The organism is Brevibacillus sp. YAE8 (genome assembly GCF_057543335.1).
Map to the genome: position 1 here is coordinate 31,399 of NZ_BAAIYG010000030.1, position 18,875 is coordinate 50,273.

Sequence of the window (18,875 nt, forward strand, 5' to 3'; positions counted from 1 at the left end):
TTCCCAGCTTCTTTGCTTTATCAGAGGCTTTTTAATGATTTTTAACGACTTCCTGCCCCCGCACATTCCACGTCAGCGCAAAAACAAGCGCAGCCACTACGCACGAAGCGGTCAGCAGCATGAATCCTGCATCCCAGCCGGAGGCGTCAACGATAACCCCCATCAAGGCGTTCGCTGTGACTGTACCGCCCAGGTAACCAAACAGACCTGTCAGGCCTGCAGCGGTTCCGGCAGCCTTTTTCGGAACAAAATCAAGGGCTTGCAAACCGATCAGCATGACTGGGCCGTAAATCAGGAAACCGATTGCGATCAGGCAAATCATATCGACCACGGAATTGCCCGCCGGATTGAACCAGTAGACCAGAACCGCGATCAATACACCGAGCATAAAGACAAACCCTGCGGGTCCACGGCGGCCCTTGAACAATTTGTCGGACAGCCAGCCGCACAGGAGCGTTCCCGGGATACCTGCCCATTCGTACAGGAAGTAGGCGACGCTCGACTTGTTCATGTCAAAGCCTTTTTCCTCGCTCAAATAGGTCGGCGCCCAGTCCAGAACGCCGTAACGGACGAAGTAGACGAAGATGTTGGCAATCGCGATGGCCCAGACCCATTTGTTGTTCAGCACGTATTTGAAAAGAATTTCTTTTGTGGACAATTCCGTTTCAAATGTTTTCTTCGTCTTGGTTGGGTAGTCATTGCGATATTCTTCAATCGGCGGCAGGCCGACTGACTGCGGAGTATCGCGAATCAGGAAATACGTAAGGAATGCCAGGACAATCGCAACGAGAGCAGGCAGGATAAAGACGCCTTCATACCCGGCAGCGGAATTACCGGAAAGTCCGGCAAATATCGCTGCACCTGCAACAGCGAGGGGGGCCATCAAGCCTCCGCCAACGTTATGGGCTACATTCCAAATCGCTGTTTTGCTTCCTCTTTCACTTACGCTAAACCAGTGGACGAGGACGCGCCCGGATGGCGGCCAGCCCATTCCCTGGAACCAACCGTTCAAAAACAGCATCACAAACATGATCGTGACGGACGAGGTGAAGAAAGGAACAACGCCCATCAGCAAACTGATAAGTGCAGAAAGAATCAAACCGGCAGGCAAGAACATTCGCGGGTTGCTTCGGTCTGAAAAAATGGCCATGACAAACTTGCTGATCCCGTAGGAAATCGAAATGGCGGATAACGCAAAACCAAGCTCTGTTTTTGTAAATCCTTCTTCGATCAAATAAGGCATGGCGAGCGAGAAGTTTTTGCGGATGAGATAGTACGCCGCATAACCAATGAAGATGCCGAGAAACACCTGAAGCCTGAGCTTTTTATACTCCGAATCAATTTGTTCAGCAGGCAATCTGTCAATAGGCGGTGCAGGCCTGAACAGTTTGAGCATCGTATTCCTCCCCCAAAGTAATGTCTGACAAAGATGGCGACACACGTAAAAAAACCCATACTTCGATGGCGCTTTCAAGAATGAAAGTGCCACAAAGTATGAGTCTCCGAGTCTCCATCATCGTTAACTTGTCGATAAGTGTATTCTATTACTCGGTGAAAACGTTGTCAACAAGGTTATTCTCAAGTGTTTTGAAAGAAACTTAACAGGAACAGCGCAGAAGTGAACAGATCACGCTCTTCGCTGCATGGAAACCGTTGATGCAGAAGGAAATCCGCTGCGAATGGTAACGAATCGCTTCGCTGTCATCCTCCCTTGGAAAGACCGCGCGAGGTTTATGCAACGCTAGTGATATGCCGTAAATTGATATATCATAGTTTAAGGAGAAAAAGGGAGATTGACCAATTTATGAGATTTCAAGTCAAGATGCTGTTCCTGTTCTCTTCTGTCATGCTTTTGTCCAACTCTCTTTTGTTCTGTTTCCTCTACACCTCTTCGTGCAAGCTGGTGCAGGATTCCTTCGGGATGCAAGCGAGACATATGGCTTTGTCCATCGTACATAATCTTGATGCGGAAAAATTCAAGAAAGTTGCGGAAAAGACGATGGAGGCAAAGGCCAAGCAGTTGGACAAGTCCACGATTTTAAAAATGCCCGAATATAAAGAGTTGCGGCATTAGCTCTGGCAACTGAAAAATCAACACGGGATCAAATACTTGTTTACGATGGTGGAATATCGGCCCGGGCAGTATATGTATGTAGTCGACGGATTTCCATTGGATTATCGGGGCAGGGAAGTGTCCTTGCCGACGGAGATTGAGAATAATCACTATCAGGACCTGGTGGAAGCTTTTGCGGAAAAAACGGTCAAGGTGAGTGACTTAACCTACAGCGACAAGTGGGGGGCGGCTGTTTCTACCTTTGTCCCCTTGTTTGATTCGGAGCAGAATTTTATCGGGGTCCTGGGAGTCGATGTCGACGGCACCGAGATTCATCAGCTTATGACGGAACACAGACGGCAAATCATCATCATCACGATCATTTCCACCATAGCCGGGTTGCTGTTGGTATATCTCATGACCAGGTATTTGCTTACTCCTTTGCAACTGCTCATTCACAAGATCCATCGAGTGAAAGAGGGCGATTTGCGTACAAGGCTGGACTGCGAGCGCAACGATGAAATCGGCCAGCTAGCCTCTGCCTTTAATGAAATGGTATCTGTCTTTTATTTCAATCAATTGAAAAAGAAGTCGGATGAATTGCAATAGAGAAATGAGGCATTGCTGTATATCAATCAACTGAAAGATGAATTTTTGGCGCGGACGTCCCATGAGCTGCGCACTCCGCTGAACGGAATTATCGGGCTCAGTGAATCCATTTTGGACGGGATCGGGAATCCGGTGTCGGGCACGACGAGAAAGAATCTGCTGATGATCTTGGCTGTGGCCAAGCGTTTAAGCAACCGGATCAACGATTTGCTGGATTACTCCAAAGTAAAAAACCGGAAAATCGAGCTGCATGCAAAGGCGGTGGACGTTTCCCGTTTGGTGGAGGAAGTAGTCGCTGTATGCCAGTCTCTCGCGGACAAAAAAGTGGAGATCAGAAACCGGATTCAAGAGCCGTTGTGGGTCACAGGGGATGAGGCAAGGATCGAGCAAATTTTGTACAACCTCGTGGGCAATGCGAGCAAGTTTACGTCAAGGGGATATGTAGAGATTGCCGCGAGACGAGCGGGGCAAGCGGTCAAAATTTCCGTAAAAGATACGGGCAAAGGAGTGCCTCCGGATCGGATCGATGCGATTTTTCAACCGTATGAGCAGGCCGCTTCACCGGAGCAGGAGGGCATCGCAGGAACCGGCCTTGGTTTGCATATCACCAAATATTTGGTTGAATTGCATGGCGGTACGATAGAGGCAGAGTCGCAGCTAGAAACAGGCTCCATTTTTTCCTTTACGCTCCCCAGCGCTGCCACAGAAGCGGATGTCTCCAACGGATTCGAATGACTGGCGGAGGTTGTGGAAGAAAGCGGCCTCGAGCATCAGGAGGACCGGATGAGCGAGAACATTTACGAAAAAAGCGTCCACATTTTGCTGGTTGAGGATGATCCCGTCAACGTTCAGGTGATTTGCAACCATTTTTCGTTGAAAGGATGGAAGGTGACGGTTGTCCAAAACGGAAAAGACGCGCTGGAAAAAATCGCAAGCCTCCCGTTTCAGGTTGTCTTGCTGACGGCCAAAAGCGGCACGAATGATGTGATCGAAGGATTTCGCTCGGGAGCAAATGATTATCTCACCAAGCCGGTTACCCGAGAGGAATTGTTCGTCCGGATCGAGGCACAGCTTACGATTGTGAAAGCGTCTGGGGAATTGACGCTTTTGAAGGAAGCGGTCCAGGCAGGCACTTCCTCTTTGCATGGTGGCGGCCGTCGATTATACCAACAAAAACGGATGGGATTACCAGGCGGTCTTTCAAACCTTGAACCAGCGTCCCGACATCAGTCCCGTCGATTTGGCAGAGGTGATTGCCGTGAGCTACCGCAACCATTCGCTGCAAAATCAGGAGGACGAGGATTTGCAGCAATCCGTAATCCGCCTCTCCAAAGTGGAGGAAGTGGTAAAAGAGGTAGACCTGTTCAGCAAAAAGCTGGTGGATCTCCTGCCGCAGCCGCAGACGTTCTCCCAGCTCGCGGATGCGAGGAACCGGGCCGAAAACTATGCGGACGAGGCAGACATGGTCGATCTTGCCGATTTCAGTGCGTATATTGGACAAACCATCCGCAACGATGAAGGCGCCGAGAAAATTGCCCGCGCCGTCGAGCAGGCAGTGGTGAGCAACATGAAATCGCCCGAGCATCCAAAAGGAAAGGGGATTTCCATTTACTTTCCCGCCGAGGACAAAGCTCGGTTTCAGGAGAAAGCGGACATCTATCAACAAATTGACTTTTCTCCCTATATACAAACAGCTCATCTCCCTGTATTCCCGGGAATTGATAAAACATGCAGCCACGGGCGGCAACGTCAAAACAAACGAATGACAAGGAGGATTTTGATGAAGATGATGGATCGGATGGAACGATTGCAGGAGGAGCACCTTGCCATCTTGCGGACGTGGTTTCAGGATGCGGAAGTTCAGAAGAGGATGGAAGGGATGGAGCCGCTTGAGGAGTGGTACGGGTATGTGAAGGAGAACGACTCGTATTTCGTCTGGATTGCCTTTTTGGGGGAACAGCCTGTCGGAGTAGCCATGGTGGAGATCGAGGAGGAGCATGCGGGAAGCATCGGCTTGATTGTCAACCCTTCCCTGCGCCATCGCGGGTACGGAAAGGCATTGCTGCGGGAAGCGATGCAGCGCCAGGAGCTGTCTGGTGTCCAAAAGTGGATCGCAGGAATTGAAGCGGATAACGTTGCATGCCTGCGGTGCTTCGAGGCGGCCGGGTTTGCAAAGGAAGAGCCAGTGCCGGATGAAGATGGCTTTTTCCTGCTGGTTCGCCAATGAATCAGCCGCTGCGATGAAAGCGTGGTTCAAACAAAATAGGAGCCCCTGCAAGTAGACAGGAACAAGACAATGACTGTTTAGTTGCAGGGGATATTTTTTATGAAAATGTCATGGCTCGCTGGGGGGATGACTTCTATGGAAGTGCGCGAACGGTGAATACGCATGTTTTTTTGAACTTGCGGACAAAGCTGGGGTTGGCGGGCTACATTTTCCCTACCGCTTGGCGAGCACAGGTAGTTGGCACAACCGCTGGCAGAAGCGGGGAGCGAGCCTTCGTTCCGCCATGCTTCAGCGGGCGAACGGGGGAGTTGACTCCTGTATGGAATGATAGTAGTATTTAAAAATACTATCCAAACTCGCGTGAGCAGGAAAGGAGGTACAACTTTGATAGACGAGCTTCGAAAAATCGGCTTGTCCGACCTGGAAGCGAGATGCTACCTGGTGCTTCACGAGGACCCGAAAATATCCGGTTATGAGGTCGCCAAAAAAGTGTCCGTATCCCGCACGAATGTGTATGCGGCCCTGCGTTCTTTGACGGAAAAGGGCATATGCCGGGTCATCGAAAGCGAGCCCGTCCTTTATGACGCGGTCCCGATTGAACAGCTTGTGCGTTTGCTGAAATCCGAGTTTGAACAGACAACGCGGGTGCTGCAGGAGCAATTAAGCGCGGTGCCGAAGACGGCCCCCTCCTTTTACAACTGGCAAGGCGACAAAGCGATTGAAACGGTCATCCGGCGCCTGGTCGCGAATGCGGACAAGAGCATCGTGGTAGATATTTGGTCGGAAGACGTGCACTGGGTGGAAGAGCCTCTCTTGGAAGCGGAGAAGCGCGGTGTCGCGGTGACGCTGATTTCGATCGGAGAATGCGCGACGAGCTTGAAAAATGTGCTGATCCACAAACGAAGCGAAGAGTGGAGCGCGGTGCGCGCGCGCAAGTTTTCCCTTTTGTGCGACGCCCATTCCGCGTTGCTCGGCAGCTTTGGCAAAGGGCTCAAACCTACCGTGCTGGAAACAGATCATCCCTCACTTATCGAGCTGTTGCAAAATACGTTCTACCACGATCTCATCATGGAGCAAATTGAGCGGGATTTCGGCAAGGAGCTGAGCGAAAAGTACGGGAAAGATTATGAAGCCATTATTCATCCGTATAAGGAATACTTGTGACCAGTATTCCTTTATTTTTGATCGTAATATAGTGGTATTTAAAAATACAACTAAAATCATTAGGAAAAAGGAAGTGCAGCTCTGTATGAATACGACCAATCCAGAGACCGCAAAGACGTTCGATCCGAAGCGATGGTGGGCACTGGCTGTTTTGCTCATATATCCGCTGGTTGTCGGGAGAGAAGCGGGCTGGCCGCTATCGGTTTACCAATCCGATCCTCCGCTGGCGTCAATCAGTTGTCCGGTGATCCAGCGGCTGTCCGGAGAGGCGAGGAAGGCAGTGATATCCGCCACGTCTTCCGGCTCGCCCCACCTGTTGAAAATCGACAGACCAGCGGCGTACTTTTGTCCGGCGGGATTGTTTTGCAGAGTGCCAGCATTCATCTCTGTGTTAATGATGCCGGGCAGGATGGCGTTCACCGTGATTTGTCGGCTGCCAAGCTGCTTGGCCAAGGCGAGCGTCAAAGTGTTCATGGCCCCTTTGGAGATGCTGGAGGTGAAGACGGACGGCGAGGCTGCGCGTGTGACAAACGATGACAGATTGATGATGCGCCCTTTTGCGTTCAGCCGGGGCAAAGCTTGCTGGATGAGAAAAAACGGCGCTTTGACATTGATGCTCATCACCTCGTCAAACGTTTCCTCCGTCGCTTCTTCCAGACTCAAAATTTGCCCGATGCCAGCGTTGTTGACCAAAATATCGAAGCGGTTGTCTCCTGTCCGGGTTTGCAGCGCTTCATCCAAAGCCGCGAACAAAGAAATATTGCTCTCTCATTCGCGGGGGACGGAAGGAGTGCAAACGGAGGGAAACAGCAGGAAGAAAATTTGTTTTTGGTACATTGACAATTCCCAGAAATATGAATATGATTATCCCTAATAAAGCGTAATGATTACGTTTTTCAATTAAAAAACAGGAAATGCTCCCGTAAATCATATGTTCAAAGGGTGGGGGACATGAGGAGAGAAGTCGATTTTATCAAATTCAATCCCACGCAAAACATGACGATTCTGGTGAAGACAAAGCATCCGGCGGAGGAGTACCAGCGCATTGCTTCCAGGATGATGTCCTACGACAGCGTGCACGCGGAGCAGGTAGGGTTTATCGAACAACCGGACCAGCGCGGAGCCAGTGCCCATTTGCAAATGGCGGGAGGTGAGTTTTGCGGCAACGCGTGCATGGCGCTCGCCTCCTGGATCGCCCGGGAAAACGGGCTTGGGCAGGATGAGTGGACGGAGATTTCGCTCGGGGCCTCGGGAGCGGAGCAGCTTGTGCATTGCCGGGTCAACCGGATCGCGGACGAATATTATTGTCAGGTAGCCATGCCTGTGCCGCATAAGCTGGAGCAGCGGGCGATTGCGCATGAAGGCCGCGAGTGGAGTCTGGGGCTTGTCCAATATCGGGACTTCCTGCATGTCGTGATCGAAGTGGAGCGTGCGCACGAGGAATTGCGCAGGAGTGCGGCTTCGCTGGCAAAGCGGCTCGGAGCAGAGTCAGCGTCCAGCATGATCGGCATTTTGCTGTACAAACCGGAAACGCACGAGCTGGCACCGCTCATTTACGTTCCACAGTTGGACAGCATGATTTGGGAGCGGGGCTGCGGCTCGGGGACGGCTTCCGTGGGCGCCTATTTGGCCTGGAAGCAGCAAAAGGATGCGGCGGCGGAGATCAGACAGCCAGGGGGAAGCATTCACGTGGCTGCTTCCTGGCAGGGAGAAGAAATCAAAAGCCTGCAAATCGGCGGGTCTGTCGGCATCGTTGCGCAGGGCAAAGCTTATCTGGAGATATGAGAAAACCAAACGGATTGGCTGGGAGTGTGGCGAGAATGAAAAAACCAGAACAGTTTCAGGAGTGTATCCACGATTTTCTGGGCAAATTTTCCGGATTGGCGAAGTGCTACGACGGTACGACTCAGCACAGCTACGAGCTTGCCGCCGTCATTGATGAATATTCGGCTTTTGTGACAGCAGAAGGCAACAAGGAAGCGTGGGCGTGGATGGCGCAGCATCCAACCGCTGAATTTCAGGAGCTGGTGGAGAATGTTCGGCAGGCAGCCTCTCGCTGCGTGGCGATCATGGAAAAGTACCGGGCGCTGAAGCTGTTGAGCGGGCAAGAGGAAGGAGCCGATTACTTCAAAAATATCGAGTCGTGCATCGAGCAGGAATTTGGGAGCTTTCAGGTGAGTGCAGACTCCAAAGTGCTTTTGGTCGGCTCCGGCTCGTATCCAATGACGCCGCTATTGATTGCCAAGCGGACAGGGGCGATGGTGGTGGGCATCGACATCGACGGAGAAGCGATCGAGCTGGGGCAAAAGGTGGTGGAAGCGCTGGGCAGCGGGCTGCCGATTCAGCTTGAGCAGAAGTTCGTCGAGCATCTCCCCGTCACGCGGGAGGCGACGCACATTATTTTCAGCTCGACGGTTTCCAACAAATACGAGCTGCTGGATCAGCTCTACTCGCTGACGAACGACCAGGTGGTGGTAGTCATGCGCTATGGCGATCACTTGAAGTCGCTGTTCAACTACCCGATGCAGGAGGTCGACGGCCGCAAGTGGAGGCTGGTGGAAACCGTCTTGCGTCCCGAGCATGTTTTTGACATCGCCTTGTACAAAAAAGCGGAAGTAGCAAGCTAGGAGGCTGAATGATGAGCGTTTTTCAAAAGGTGTTGCTGCTGGGAACGGGGCCGGCTGCCGTTCAACTGGCGGTTTTGCTGAAAAAGCAAGGGGACAGTCAGGTAGGCATTGTCGGGCGGGAATCCGTTCGCTCCGCGCCTTTCTTTTCGGCAGTCAAGCAAAGCAACCAGCGCCTGTCTGTACATATCCAGAATGAAAAGCATCACAGGTTGGCAGGCGAATGCGTTCTCGACCACGTTTTTTACGGATATGAAACGGTGGCGGGCGAGTGGGATACGCTGATTTTGGCGGTCACGGCAGACGCGTACATAGAAGTGCTGAAGCAACTGGGGCCACAAATCGTGCGGAAGGCCAGCCGCGTCGTACTCGTTTCCCCGACGTTTGGCTCCGCCAGCTTGATCCGTCAATTTTTGACCGAGCTGCAAGCCGAGGCGGAAGTCATCAGTTTTTCGACGTATTTGGGAGACACGCGCTGGCTGGAGGGCAGCCCGTCTCATCAGGTCATCACGACAGGCGTGAAGAAAAAAGTATTCATCGGCTCCACGCATACGCCGTCTGCCGCTGTCCAAGCGATCGGCGAGCTATACGAGCAAGTAGGCATCGAGCTTGTAGCCATGGATACGCCCATCGAGGCCGAGACACGAAACATATCGTTGTACGTGCACCCGCCGTTGTTTATGAACGAGTTTTCGCTGCGCGTCGTTTTTGGCGAGGAAAAGGTCAAAAAATACGTGTACAAAATGTTCCCGGAAGGCCCGATCACGCAAGAAGTCATCTCCGACATGCTCGGGCAGTGGAAGGAGATCACGGGCGTGGTGGAAAAGCTGGGGCTGAAAGCAGTCAACCTGCTGCAGTTCATGACAGACGACAACTATCCGGTGCGTCCGGAAAGCCTGTCGCGGCACGAGATTGAGCACTTCCCGTATTTCGAGCCGATCCGTCAGTCGTACCTGCTTTACATCCGCTACACTTCCTTGCTGGTCGATCCTTTTTCCGAGCCGGACGAGGACGGCAAATACTTCGACTTTTCCGCGGTCCCGATTCGCACCATGTTCGTCAACAAGGCAGGCGAGTGGGATATTCCGCGCATGCCCAACGAGGATTACTACAGAATCAAAATCATCCGCGGAATTGCGGCGCATCTCGGTGCGGATTGTCCGAAAATGGACAAGTTCATCGCCACGTATGAGCGCAAGCTGGAGGAAGCGGCTTCGCGGCTGGCCGGGGCAGCGCTATCGGACGCGTTTCGCGTGCAAAGCTTTGAAAGCGACGTGCAGATGATTTGCCGCGAGCTGGGCAAAGCACGCGACTATGCGGTAAATCGACACAATCAGTAGGAAATACAGGGGGACAGAAACATGAATCGAGCAAAAGCTTCCTGGCTGTGGGGCGCAGTTCTCTCGCTTGTTTTGTTGGCTGGATGCGGCAGCGAGAACGCGGCGCAGACCACTGAGCCGGATCAAAATCAAAAGCCGGCAGAGCTGGTAATGGCTACTTCCAAAGATATTAAAGACATGAACCCGCATTTGTACACAGGGGCGATGTATGCGCAAGGCATGGTCTATGAATCGCTGGTGGAAAATACCGAAGAGGGCATCAAGCCGCTTTTGGCGGAATCATGGGAGATTTCCAAAGACGGCAAGGTCTACACGTTCCATCTCCGAAAAAATGTGAAGTTCCATGACGGGGAGCCATTCAATGCAGAGGCCGTGAAGAAAAACATCGAAGCGGTGCAAAGCAATGCGAGCAAGCATTCCTGGATCAAGCTCTCGACGAAGATCAAGAGCTGCAACGTGCTGGACGAGCATACGGTGGAGCTGGTGTTGTCCGAGCCGTACTACCCGACTCTGGTGGAGCTGTCGATGACAAGGCCGTACGTGTTCGTCTCGCCCAAAAGCTTCATTGACGGCGAAACGAAAAATGGCATCAACGGCTACAACGGCACAGGGCCGTACAAGCTGACAGAGCATAAAGAGGAGCAGTTTGCCGTCTTTGAAGCGAATGAACAATACTGGGGCGGGGCACCGAAGATCAAGAAAATCACCGCGAAAGTACTGCCTGCGGGAGAGACGACCTATTTGGCGCTGCAAAAAGGCGAGGTCAATTTCGTGTTTACCGATGACCGGGGGGCCAACAGTCTGGATGTAGAAGCGATGAACCAGCTTGAACAATCCGGCAAGTACCAGATTGTTCGCAGTCAGCCGATGAATACGAGCTTTTTGGCCGTCAACAGCAGCAAGGCAGGAAGTCCTGTGCAAGACCGGGCCGTCCGTGAAGCAATTTGGCACGCGGTCGACCGGGAGACGATCAGCAAGCAAATTTTGGGCGGCACAGAGCCTCCTGCCCACACCTTGTTCTCTTCCAACGTCAACTACGCGAATGTCGAACTGACAAAGCGCGAGTACGATCCGGAAAAAGCGAAGCAGCTTCTGGAACAGGCCGGCTGGGTACAGGAGCAGGAGAACGCCGTCCGGAAGAAAAACGGCGCGCCGCTTTCCATGAAGCTCTATTACGACGTCAATTCCTCCGCCCAAAAAACGCAGGCGGAATGGATGCAGGATCAACTCGCCAAGATCGGGCTTCAGCTTGAGTTGGTCGGCGAGGAGTCCTCCTCGATTGCCAACAGAAGGGCGAGTGGAGACTACGACTTGCTGTTCAACCAGACGTGGGGACTTGCCTACGATCCGCAGAGCACGATTGCGGCCTTCACCTCCAAGTCGTCCTATTACCATACGACCAGCGGAATTGCGCGGGCCGATGAGCTGTACAAAAAAATCGAAGACGTGATGGTATCGACAGACGAGCAGGCGCGCAAGTCGCTGTACGCGGACATTTTGACGATTGTTCACGAGGAAGCAGTCTTTGTACCGCTGACCAATGGCAGCGTGACGATTGTGGCTCCCAAAGACCTGCAAGGCATTTCCTTCAAGCAGACGCAGTACGAGCTGCCGTTTGAACGCATGAATTTTGCAGGGAAGTGAGGATGGCGATGGGCAGCTATGTGTTGAAAAGGTTGCTGATCTCGATTCCTTTGCTGCTGATGGTTTCGTTTTGCACCTTTAGCCTGATCCAGTTCTCTCCGCTCGACCCTGCGGAGGTGGTCCTGCAAGCGCAGGGCGTGCCGACGATCACCGAGGAGCTGATCGCGCAGACGAGGGCGGAGCTTGGGATGGATCAACCGTTTGTCGTCCGCTACCTCGACTGGCTCGCCGACTGCCTGCAGCTTGACTTCGGCAATTCGTTTGTCACCGGAAAATCGGTATGGTCGTTGCTTGGCCCGGCTTTTGTCAACACGGTCAAGCTAACATTGGTTTCGGTCGTCGCGATTCTCGTGCTGTCTGTCGCGTTGGGCGTGCTGTGCGCCCTGCAGGCAGGCAAGCTGATCGATCAATCCGTCAGGGGCGTTTCGTTCTTTTTGGCCGCAATGCCATCCTACTGGCTGGCGGCTCTGTTGGTCTGGTATTTTGCCGTCAAGCTCGATTTGCTGCCGACGAGCGGCATGGATTCGTACAAAAGCTACATTTTGCCTGTTGCAGTCATCACGATTGGCTATGCGGGCATTTATTTCCGCATGGTCAGAAGCGCAGTGCTCGGCAACATGAACGAAGACTACGTCCGCTACAGCCGGGCCTGCGGTTTGCCGGAAAAAACGATCATGCTACACGTTGTCCGCAATTCGCTGCAGGTGACGACCTCTGTGTTTTGCATGGCGATTCCGATTATTTTGGGGGGGACCGTCGTGGTGGAAAACATCTTTGCCTGGCCAGGGCTGGGAACGCTGAGCGTGAAGGCGATCGTCAGCCGGGATTTTCCGGTCATTCAGGCGTATGTGCTCGTTTTGGCTGTCGCTTTTATTTTGTTCAATGCCGTTTCTGACGTGATTCAGGCGGTACTGAACCCGAAGCTGAGGGAAGATGGATAAGATGAGACTGCTGAAAAATGTGCTTCATGACAAAGTCGCTGTAGTTTCGCTCGCTGTGCTTGCGCTGATCGCTTTGGCTGGCATTTTTGCTCCCGTCCTCGCCCCCCATGATCCAAAGGCTGTGCATATGGAGCTGCGCTTTGCTTCGGCATCGTGGCAATATCCGCTGGGCAACGATCAGCTCGGGCGCTGCGTGTTGTCCAGACTTCTGTACGGCATTCGCCCCAGCGTGCTGTGGGTGTTCGCGGCGCTCGCCCTGTCGGCAGGAATCGGGGGTGTCGTCGGGTTTGTAGCCGGCTACTTCCGCGGGCGAGTTGATGCGATTTTGATGCGGTTGTGTGATGTCATGCTGTCTTTTCCGGGGTACGTAATGACATTGGCGATCATCGGGATCATGGGGGTAGGGCTGGAAAATATTTTGCTCGCGTTCGTGCTGTCCAAATGGCCCTGGTTTGCCCGCGTGATCCGCTCATCGGTCAGACAGTATGCCGAAGCGGAGTACGTCAAGTTTTCCAAAGCGATCAGGATGAGCCACGTCTCGATTATGGCCAGGCACATCGTCCCGGTGGCGACGCCTGAGATGGCCGTGATTGCCAGCAGCTCGTTCGGCTCGATGATTTTGCAAATCTCAGGCTTTTCCTTTCTCGGCTTAGGGATTCAGGCTCCGCATGCGGAGTGGGGCATGATGCTGAACGAAGCGCGGGAAGTCATGTTTTCCCACCCGGAATTAATGCTCGCGCCGGGGCTTGCCATCGTCATCACGGTGTCGGCCGTCAACTTTTTGTCGGACGCGCTCCAGGTCGCGCTCGACCCCAAGCTCGTTCGGACAAAAGAGCAGCCGCAAGCGAGTGTCTTTGCTTCGGCTGTCGGGCTGCAAGGAAAAGGAGGCGTGTGACCGGGCATGAACGTACTGGAAGTAGCGAATTTGCAAATTTGGGATAACCGCACCAATAAGCAATTGGTTGCGGGCAGCAGTTTTCAGCTCAAGGCCGGGAGCTGCCTGGCGATTGTCGGCGAGAGTGGCAGCGGGAAGTCGCTGACGTGCGGAGCGATCATGAGATTGAACGGCAGCGGGCTGCGCCAGTCGGGAGAGATACGGTTCCAGGGAGAGGATTTGCTTGCGCTCTCAGAAAAAGAGATGCGCCAAAAGCGCGGCAAACAGATTTGCCTGATCGTGCAAAATGGCATGCGTGCCTTTGACCCTTCTTGCGTGGTCGGGGTCCATCTGCGGGAGACGCTCGCCGCGCATTATGGCTGGAGCCGGGATGAGATCACGGCGCGGATGAAAACGGCGATGGAAAGCGTCATGCTGAAACATCCGCTTGAGATCATGAACAAGTACCCGCATCAACTGTCTGGCGGCATGCTGCAGCGGATTATGATTGCGCTGGCGATCGTCCTCGCACCGGATCTGATTATTGCAGATGAGCCGACGACTGCCTTGGACGCCGTCTCTGCGTATGAGGTCGTCGAGCAGTTTATCGCATTGCGGCAAACAATGGGCTGCTCGCTGCTGTTTGTCTCCCACGATCTGGGCGCGGTCAAAAAGATCGCGGATGAAGTGCTGGTCATGAAGGCGGGAGAAGTGGTCGAGAGCGGGACGACCCAGCAAATTTTTGCCAAAGCCCAGCATGAGTACACACGCTATCTGGTGTCCAACAAGCTTGCGCTTAGCCAGCATTTCAGTAGGGTGATGGGAGGCGTCGCGGTTGCTGAAGGTTGACGGTGTAGAAAAAGCGTATAGAAAAGGCGGCTTTTTTTCCAAGGAGAAAGAGCAGGTGCTGGCTGGCATCAGCTTCGAATGCGGGCACGGGGAATGCCTAGGAATCATCGGCGAGAGCGGCAGCGGCAAATCTACCTTGGGGCGGCTGCTGCTCGGAATCGAGCAGCCGGACCGGGGCAGCGTGTTGTTCGAGGGAGAAAGCGTGACCAAGCGCAGAGGGAGAAACGGCAGGATCAGCGCCGTTTTTCAAGACTACACGTCCTCGATCAACCCGTTTTACACGGTCGAGGCGGCATTGATGGAGCCGCTTAGGATGATGGGGATGGGGAAAAAGGAAGCCGACAGCAAGCTCGACTTTTTGCTCGCGCAAGTCGGGCTTGATTCCACTTATCGCAGCAAGCATCCGCACGAGCTGTCGGGCGGGCAGGCCCAGCGGGTGTGCATCGCCAGAGCGATCGCGACGGAGCCGAAGTGCATCGTGCTGGACGAAGCGATCAGCTCGCTGGACGGATCGGTTCAGATGCAGGTGCTGGAACTGCTGAAAGACTTGCGCAACACTTACCGCATGGGCTACATCTTCATCACGCACGATTTGCAGGCGGCCGCCTATTTGTGCGACAGAGTGATGATCGTCCGCAGCGGGCGGGTGGAGGAAACCGTTTCGGTCGAGCAACTGGGCAACGTGCAGTCCGCCTATGCCAAAAAGCTGCTGCAAACAGTCATGCTCTAATGGAAGCAAAACCGACATACATGTACGGGTAAAAGGGAGGGAACAAAGTTGTGAGAGGAGCGTTGGCCTGGCCATTTTTGCGGTTGTACCTTTTGACTCTTTTCTATTTTAGCGCCAACTCGATCCTGAACGTCATCATTCCGTTGCAAGGCTCTTCGCTGGGAGCTTCCAATACAACCATCGGGATTATTATGGGGGCGTATTTGTTTACGACGATGCTGCTGCGCCCGTGGGCGGGCCACATCATTCAAAAACGCGGGCCGATCAAGGTGTTGCGCACGATTCTCGTCCTCAACGGGGTAGCCTTGATCTTGTACACGTTTACCGGACTGGAAGGGTATTTTGTCGCCCGCATGCTGCAAGGGGTGTGCACCGCCTTTTTCTCCATGGCTTTGCAGCTCGGGATTATTGATGCCCTGCCGGAAAAGGAGCGGTCCCAAGGGATCTCTATGTACTCGCTGTGCGCGTACTTGCCGGGGATTGTCGGGCCGCTGCTCGCTCTCGGCATCTGGCAGCCAGGTGAGATGAACAGCTTCACTTTTGCGATGGTGGCGATCGCCGTTTTGACAGGCGTAGTCGGGTTTACCGCCAAAATCGACAAAGAGGATGCGCAGGCCAAGGCTGAAGCGAAAGTCGAGCAGAAGGCGGTCGGCTTTTCGTCCTTCAGCCAGTTTGTGAAAAACCCGCACCTGTTTACATGCAGCGTGCTGATGCTGACCGCTTCTCTTGTGTTCGGAGCGGTTACTGCTTTTATCCCGTTGTACGCCCTGCAAATTACAGGCGGTCATGCGGGCATTTTCCTCATGCTGCAGGCGGGGACGGTTGTCCTGGCGCGGTTTGTCTTGCGGAAAAAAATTCCTTCCGACGGGAAGTGGCGCGCATCTTTTGTCATGGGCGTCATGTTGATACTGGCCGTGGCGGCGCAAAGTGTCAGCCTTTCGACCTTTTCGGCCGCCGGAGGCTTTCTGTTTTTTTATGTCGGGGCTGTGCTGATGGGGATTGCGCAGGCGCTGCTCTATCCGACGCTGACGACGTATTTGACCTTTGTGCTGCCCCAGGCGAGCCGCAATGTTTTGATCGGCTTGTTTATTGCGACGGCTGATTTGGGCGTTTCGCTCGGGGGGATCGTCATGGGGCCGGTGGCGGATTTGTCTTCTTATTCGTTCATGTACATGCTGTGCGCAGTGTTAGGCGTGGCGATGATTTTGTTTGCCTACGAGCGGCGCAAGGCATTGGCCGAGGCAACAGCGAGCGCAAAGCCAGCTTCCTAGAGAGCAACCAGGAATAAAATGGAAAAAGAGCGGAAGGCAAGGGGGTGACCTGCCTTTTCCGCTCTGTTTTTCGCCTGGAAGCAAAAATGATAGTGGAATCGTTTTCGATTAGGCTTTCGGACTTACGAGGATTTTCACCTGGTTTTTCTCTTTCAGCAGCGCTTCGAATCCGTGGTCGACGATCTCGTCGAGCTTGATGCGCTGGGTGACGAGCTTGTCCGCAGGGAAGAAGCCTTTTTCCATCAGGCTGATGACGGCCGGGAACACGTCGCGGTAGCCGATGATGCCTGTCATCGAGCGTTCTTTCATGACGATGTTGTTCGGCTTGATTGGCGCTTCGCGTTCGAAGATGCTGACGATCATGATTTGTCCGGCGATTTTGGTCGATTCGATCGCTTGCGTGAGAACCGGAGGCACGCCTGTTACTTCAAATGCGATATCCGCGCCGCCGTTGGTGCGGTTGTGAATCTCCTGAACCACATCGCACTCTTTCGGATCGAGGACGATCGCGCCAAGCTCAGCCGCTTTGTTTTTGCGCTCAGGAGACAGCTCGACCGCGTAAATTTCCGCTGCGCCTGCTGCTTTCAGCGCTTCGATGACGAGCAGGCCGATGGGGCCGGCACCGAATACGACTGCTTTGTCGCCGGCTTTCAGTTGGCTGGAGCGCACCGCGTAGAGTGCCACTGCAGATGGTTCGACCAGTGCGCCTTGCTCGTAGGAGAGGGTGTCCGGAATTTTGTGGACCATGTGTTCATCGCACGCCACGTATTCCGAGAAGCCGCCGCCACCGCCAGCAAGTCCGAGGAAGCCCATTTTGTTGCACAGGTTGTATTTGCCTTGCGCGCACGCAGCGCAAGTTCCGCACGCGAAGACCGGCTCGACGACCACGCGATCGCCTACTTTGATCTTCGTTACGCCTTCTCCGACCTCTACGACTTGTCCGGAAAATTCGTGACCCATGACGATAGGAGCTTTTTCGCCTGTAAGCGGATGCGGTGCTCCTTCCGGAATGAAGATCGGGCCTGCCACGTATTCATGCAGGTCGCTTCCGCAAATGCCGCACCATTCCACTCTGATTTTCACTTGTCCTTTGAGGGGTTGAGGCTCCGCGATTGTCTCCAGACGGAGGTCTTTCAAACCGTGCCAGCGTAACGCTTTCATCATTTGTCAGCTCCTTGCAGGGAATTGGGATTGTATATCTGCCGAAAACAGTAATTAAAATAGGAAACGTTTCCGAAAAATAATATGTCATAACTTTGACATATTGTCAAACTGTAATATCAAGTGAAAAAAGTGCGAAGTGTAACGAAAGTGTTATGACAGCGGCTCTCTCTTTTGCCCAGGGGAGACGACCTTTTGCCAACATGGCTGGGTTGTGCTGCGGTGGCACCTCGTTACCGCGCAGACCGTGTGTGCTATAATAACGATAGATAACGAGAACAGATTCGTAGAAAGCAGAAAACGATTCCGAGAAGGAAAGGAAAGCATCGCAGTGGATACCCATAACAAAGTGACGATAGAAGACGTGGCGAAAAAGGCAGGGGTGGGGATTGCGACCGTTTCGCGGGCGATTAACGACAGCGGCGGGATCAGTCCGAAGACGAAAGCGCTGGTGCTGCAAGTAATCGAGGAGCTGGGCTTCACTCCGAACACTTCCGCGCAGAGCCTGAAGGTGCGGCAGACATATCAGATTGCGCTGGCTGTTCCGGATATTCGCAACGCGATCATTCCCGATATCGCCTGGTCGGTGGAGCAAGCGGCGAAGCAGCATGGCTATCGCGTCGTGCAAATTAACACCTCCGGCAATGCCCGCACAGAGCTGGAAACTGTGCGCGAGGTGAAAAAGCTGCACGTAGACGGGCTGATTATCATGCCGCTCGCCTATCCGAAAACGTTGGTCCCGCTCATCAACAAAGCGAGCGTCCCGGTGTCGATCATCAACTACGGCAAAAAGCTCGACGACAATGTGAAGGCGGATGTGGTCAGCATGGCCCGTCAGGAAGGGCGGCTCGTCATGGAGCACCTGATAAAAATCGGCCGGACGCGCATCGCCTACGCAGGCGCGCCAAAGGACAAGATCGAGGAACGTTACATCGCTTACGAAAGCTCGCTGACACACGTCGATCCTTCGCTCGTCTACTTTGGCGAGGACTTCTCGTTTGAAACAGGGCGGCGGGCGGCTGACTATTTTTTCAGCCTGAAAAACATGCCGGACGCGATCTACGCGGTCAACGACATGGTGGCGATCGGGATTGTGAACCGGTTCAAGGAGCTGGGCGTTCGCGTGCCGGAGGATGTCGCGATCGTGGGGATCGACAACAACGTCTGGACGACGATCACGACTCCGCAGATCAGTTCGGTTTCGATCATGGGGGAGGAAGTGGCTCGGTTGGCTACGGAGCTGCTGCTGAAACGGATTCGTGAGAATGGGGCTGGCGCCTACGAGCGCGTGCAGTTCGAGCCGCGGTTGATTGTGCGGGAGTCAAGTGTGGCGGTTATTCGCCAGTCGCCTTTGGATATTTAGCATGTCGAAAAGCAGAAGCGGCCAA

General features: G+C 53.7%; 17 protein-coding genes and 1 pseudogene. 15 read left to right on the top strand and 3 right to left on the bottom strand.

The window, feature by feature from the left end:
• Positions 1-31: 31 nt before the first annotated feature.
• Positions 32-1,396: a glycerol-3-phosphate transporter gene (gene glpT / locus AC27IT_RS23570; RefSeq protein WP_005827889.1), complete on the bottom strand. Its 1,365-nt coding sequence runs from the start codon at positions 1,394-1,396 to the stop codon at positions 32-34.
• A gap of 408 nt (positions 1,397-1,804) precedes the next feature.
• Between glpT and AC27IT_RS23575 the strand changes: the two genes are divergently transcribed.
• The 5 genes from AC27IT_RS23575 (at position 1,805) to AC27IT_RS23595 (ending at position 6,053) form a co-directional block, all read left to right on the top strand.
• The gene (locus AC27IT_RS23575) at positions 1,805-2,074 is read left to right on the top strand and encodes a hypothetical protein (protein ID WP_025848703.1); all 270 of its coding nucleotides are present in this window, start codon (positions 1,805-1,807) and stop codon (positions 2,072-2,074) included.
• A 45-nt stretch (positions 2,075-2,119) separates the two neighbouring features.
• A complete protein-coding gene (locus AC27IT_RS23580; RefSeq protein WP_487092127.1) occupies positions 2,120-2,662 on the top strand; it encodes a HAMP domain-containing protein in 543 nt (180 codons plus the stop codon).
• Between the two features lie 12 nt (positions 2,663-2,674).
• Positions 2,675-3,397 (top strand): sensor histidine kinase, encoded by a 723-nt coding sequence (locus tag AC27IT_RS23585; RefSeq protein ID WP_327944590.1) that lies wholly within the window; start codon positions 2,675-2,677, stop codon positions 3,395-3,397.
• Positions 3,398-3,806: 409 nt separating this feature from the next.
• Positions 3,807-4,889: a GNAT family N-acetyltransferase gene (locus tag AC27IT_RS23590; RefSeq protein WP_487092123.1), complete on the top strand. Its 1,083-nt coding sequence runs from the start codon at positions 3,807-3,809 to the stop codon at positions 4,887-4,889.
• Positions 4,890-5,273: 384 nt separating this feature from the next.
• Positions 5,274-6,053, top strand: a complete 780-nt coding sequence (locus AC27IT_RS23595) for a TrmB family transcriptional regulator (protein WP_025848698.1) — start codon at positions 5,274-5,276, stop codon at positions 6,051-6,053.
• Positions 6,054-6,257: 204 nt separating this feature from the next.
• On the opposite strand, the pseudogene AC27IT_RS23600 reads toward AC27IT_RS23595, so the two are convergent.
• A pseudogene (locus AC27IT_RS23600) lies at positions 6,258-6,806 on the bottom strand (SDR family oxidoreductase); the annotation flags it as partial.
• Between the two features lie 198 nt (positions 6,807-7,004).
• On the opposite strand from AC27IT_RS23600, the gene AC27IT_RS23605 reads away from it, so the two are divergent.
• The 9 genes from AC27IT_RS23605 to cntE are packed head-to-tail and all read left to right on the top strand — an operon-like array spanning position 7,005 to position 16,326.
• A complete protein-coding gene (locus AC27IT_RS23605) occupies positions 7,005-7,838 on the top strand; it encodes a histidine racemase CntK family protein (protein WP_122953350.1) in 834 nt (277 codons plus the stop codon).
• A 35-nt stretch (positions 7,839-7,873) separates the two neighbouring features.
• Positions 7,874-8,680, top strand: a complete 807-nt coding sequence (locus tag AC27IT_RS23610; protein WP_025848691.1) for a class I SAM-dependent methyltransferase — start codon at positions 7,874-7,876, stop codon at positions 8,678-8,680.
• An 11-nt stretch (positions 8,681-8,691) separates the two neighbouring features.
• The gene (locus AC27IT_RS23615; RefSeq protein WP_025848689.1) at positions 8,692-10,017 is read left to right on the top strand and encodes an opine metallophore biosynthesis dehydrogenase; all 1,326 of its coding nucleotides are present in this window, start codon (positions 8,692-8,694) and stop codon (positions 10,015-10,017) included.
• Positions 10,018-10,038: 21 nt separating this feature from the next.
• Positions 10,039-11,661, top strand: coding sequence for a staphylopine-dependent metal ABC transporter substrate-binding lipoprotein (gene cntA, locus AC27IT_RS23620; RefSeq protein ID WP_005827913.1), 1,623 nt, complete (start codon positions 10,039-10,041; stop codon positions 11,659-11,661).
• Between the two features lie 8 nt (positions 11,662-11,669).
• Positions 11,670-12,602 (top strand): nickel/cobalt ABC transporter permease, encoded by a 933-nt coding sequence (gene opp1B, locus AC27IT_RS23625; protein WP_026558565.1) that lies wholly within the window; start codon positions 11,670-11,672, stop codon positions 12,600-12,602.
• 1 nt (position 12,603) lies between these two features.
• Entirely contained in the window at positions 12,604-13,497 is an 894-nt protein-coding gene (gene cntC, locus AC27IT_RS23630; protein WP_487092124.1) for a staphylopine uptake ABC transporter permease subunit CntC, read from the top strand.
• Between the two features lie 6 nt (positions 13,498-13,503).
• The gene (gene cntD, locus AC27IT_RS23635; RefSeq protein ID WP_005827919.1) at positions 13,504-14,325 is read left to right on the top strand and encodes a staphylopine uptake ABC transporter ATP-binding protein CntD; all 822 of its coding nucleotides are present in this window, start codon (positions 13,504-13,506) and stop codon (positions 14,323-14,325) included.
• Positions 14,312-15,055: an ABC transporter ATP-binding protein gene (locus AC27IT_RS23640; protein WP_005827921.1), complete on the top strand. Its 744-nt coding sequence runs from the start codon at positions 14,312-14,314 to the stop codon at positions 15,053-15,055. Before cntD ends, AC27IT_RS23640 begins: the two co-directional genes overlap by 14 nt.
• 50 nt (positions 15,056-15,105) lie before the next feature.
• Entirely contained in the window at positions 15,106-16,326 is a 1,221-nt protein-coding gene (gene cntE, locus AC27IT_RS23645) for a staphylopine family metallophore export MFS transporter CntE (protein WP_005827923.1), read from the top strand.
• Positions 16,327-16,434: 108 nt separating this feature from the next.
• Here the strand turns inward: cntE and AC27IT_RS23650 are convergent, their stop codons facing one another.
• Positions 16,435-17,487, bottom strand: a complete 1,053-nt coding sequence (locus tag AC27IT_RS23650) for a 2,3-butanediol dehydrogenase (RefSeq protein ID WP_005827925.1) — start codon at positions 17,485-17,487, stop codon at positions 16,435-16,437.
• 331 nt (positions 17,488-17,818) lie between these two features.
• Here AC27IT_RS23650 and AC27IT_RS23655 point away from each other — a divergent pair, with 331 nt between their 5' ends.
• Positions 17,819-18,850: a LacI family DNA-binding transcriptional regulator gene (locus tag AC27IT_RS23655; RefSeq protein WP_025848676.1), complete on the top strand. Its 1,032-nt coding sequence runs from the start codon at positions 17,819-17,821 to the stop codon at positions 18,848-18,850.
• Positions 18,851-18,875: the final 25 nt, after the last annotated feature.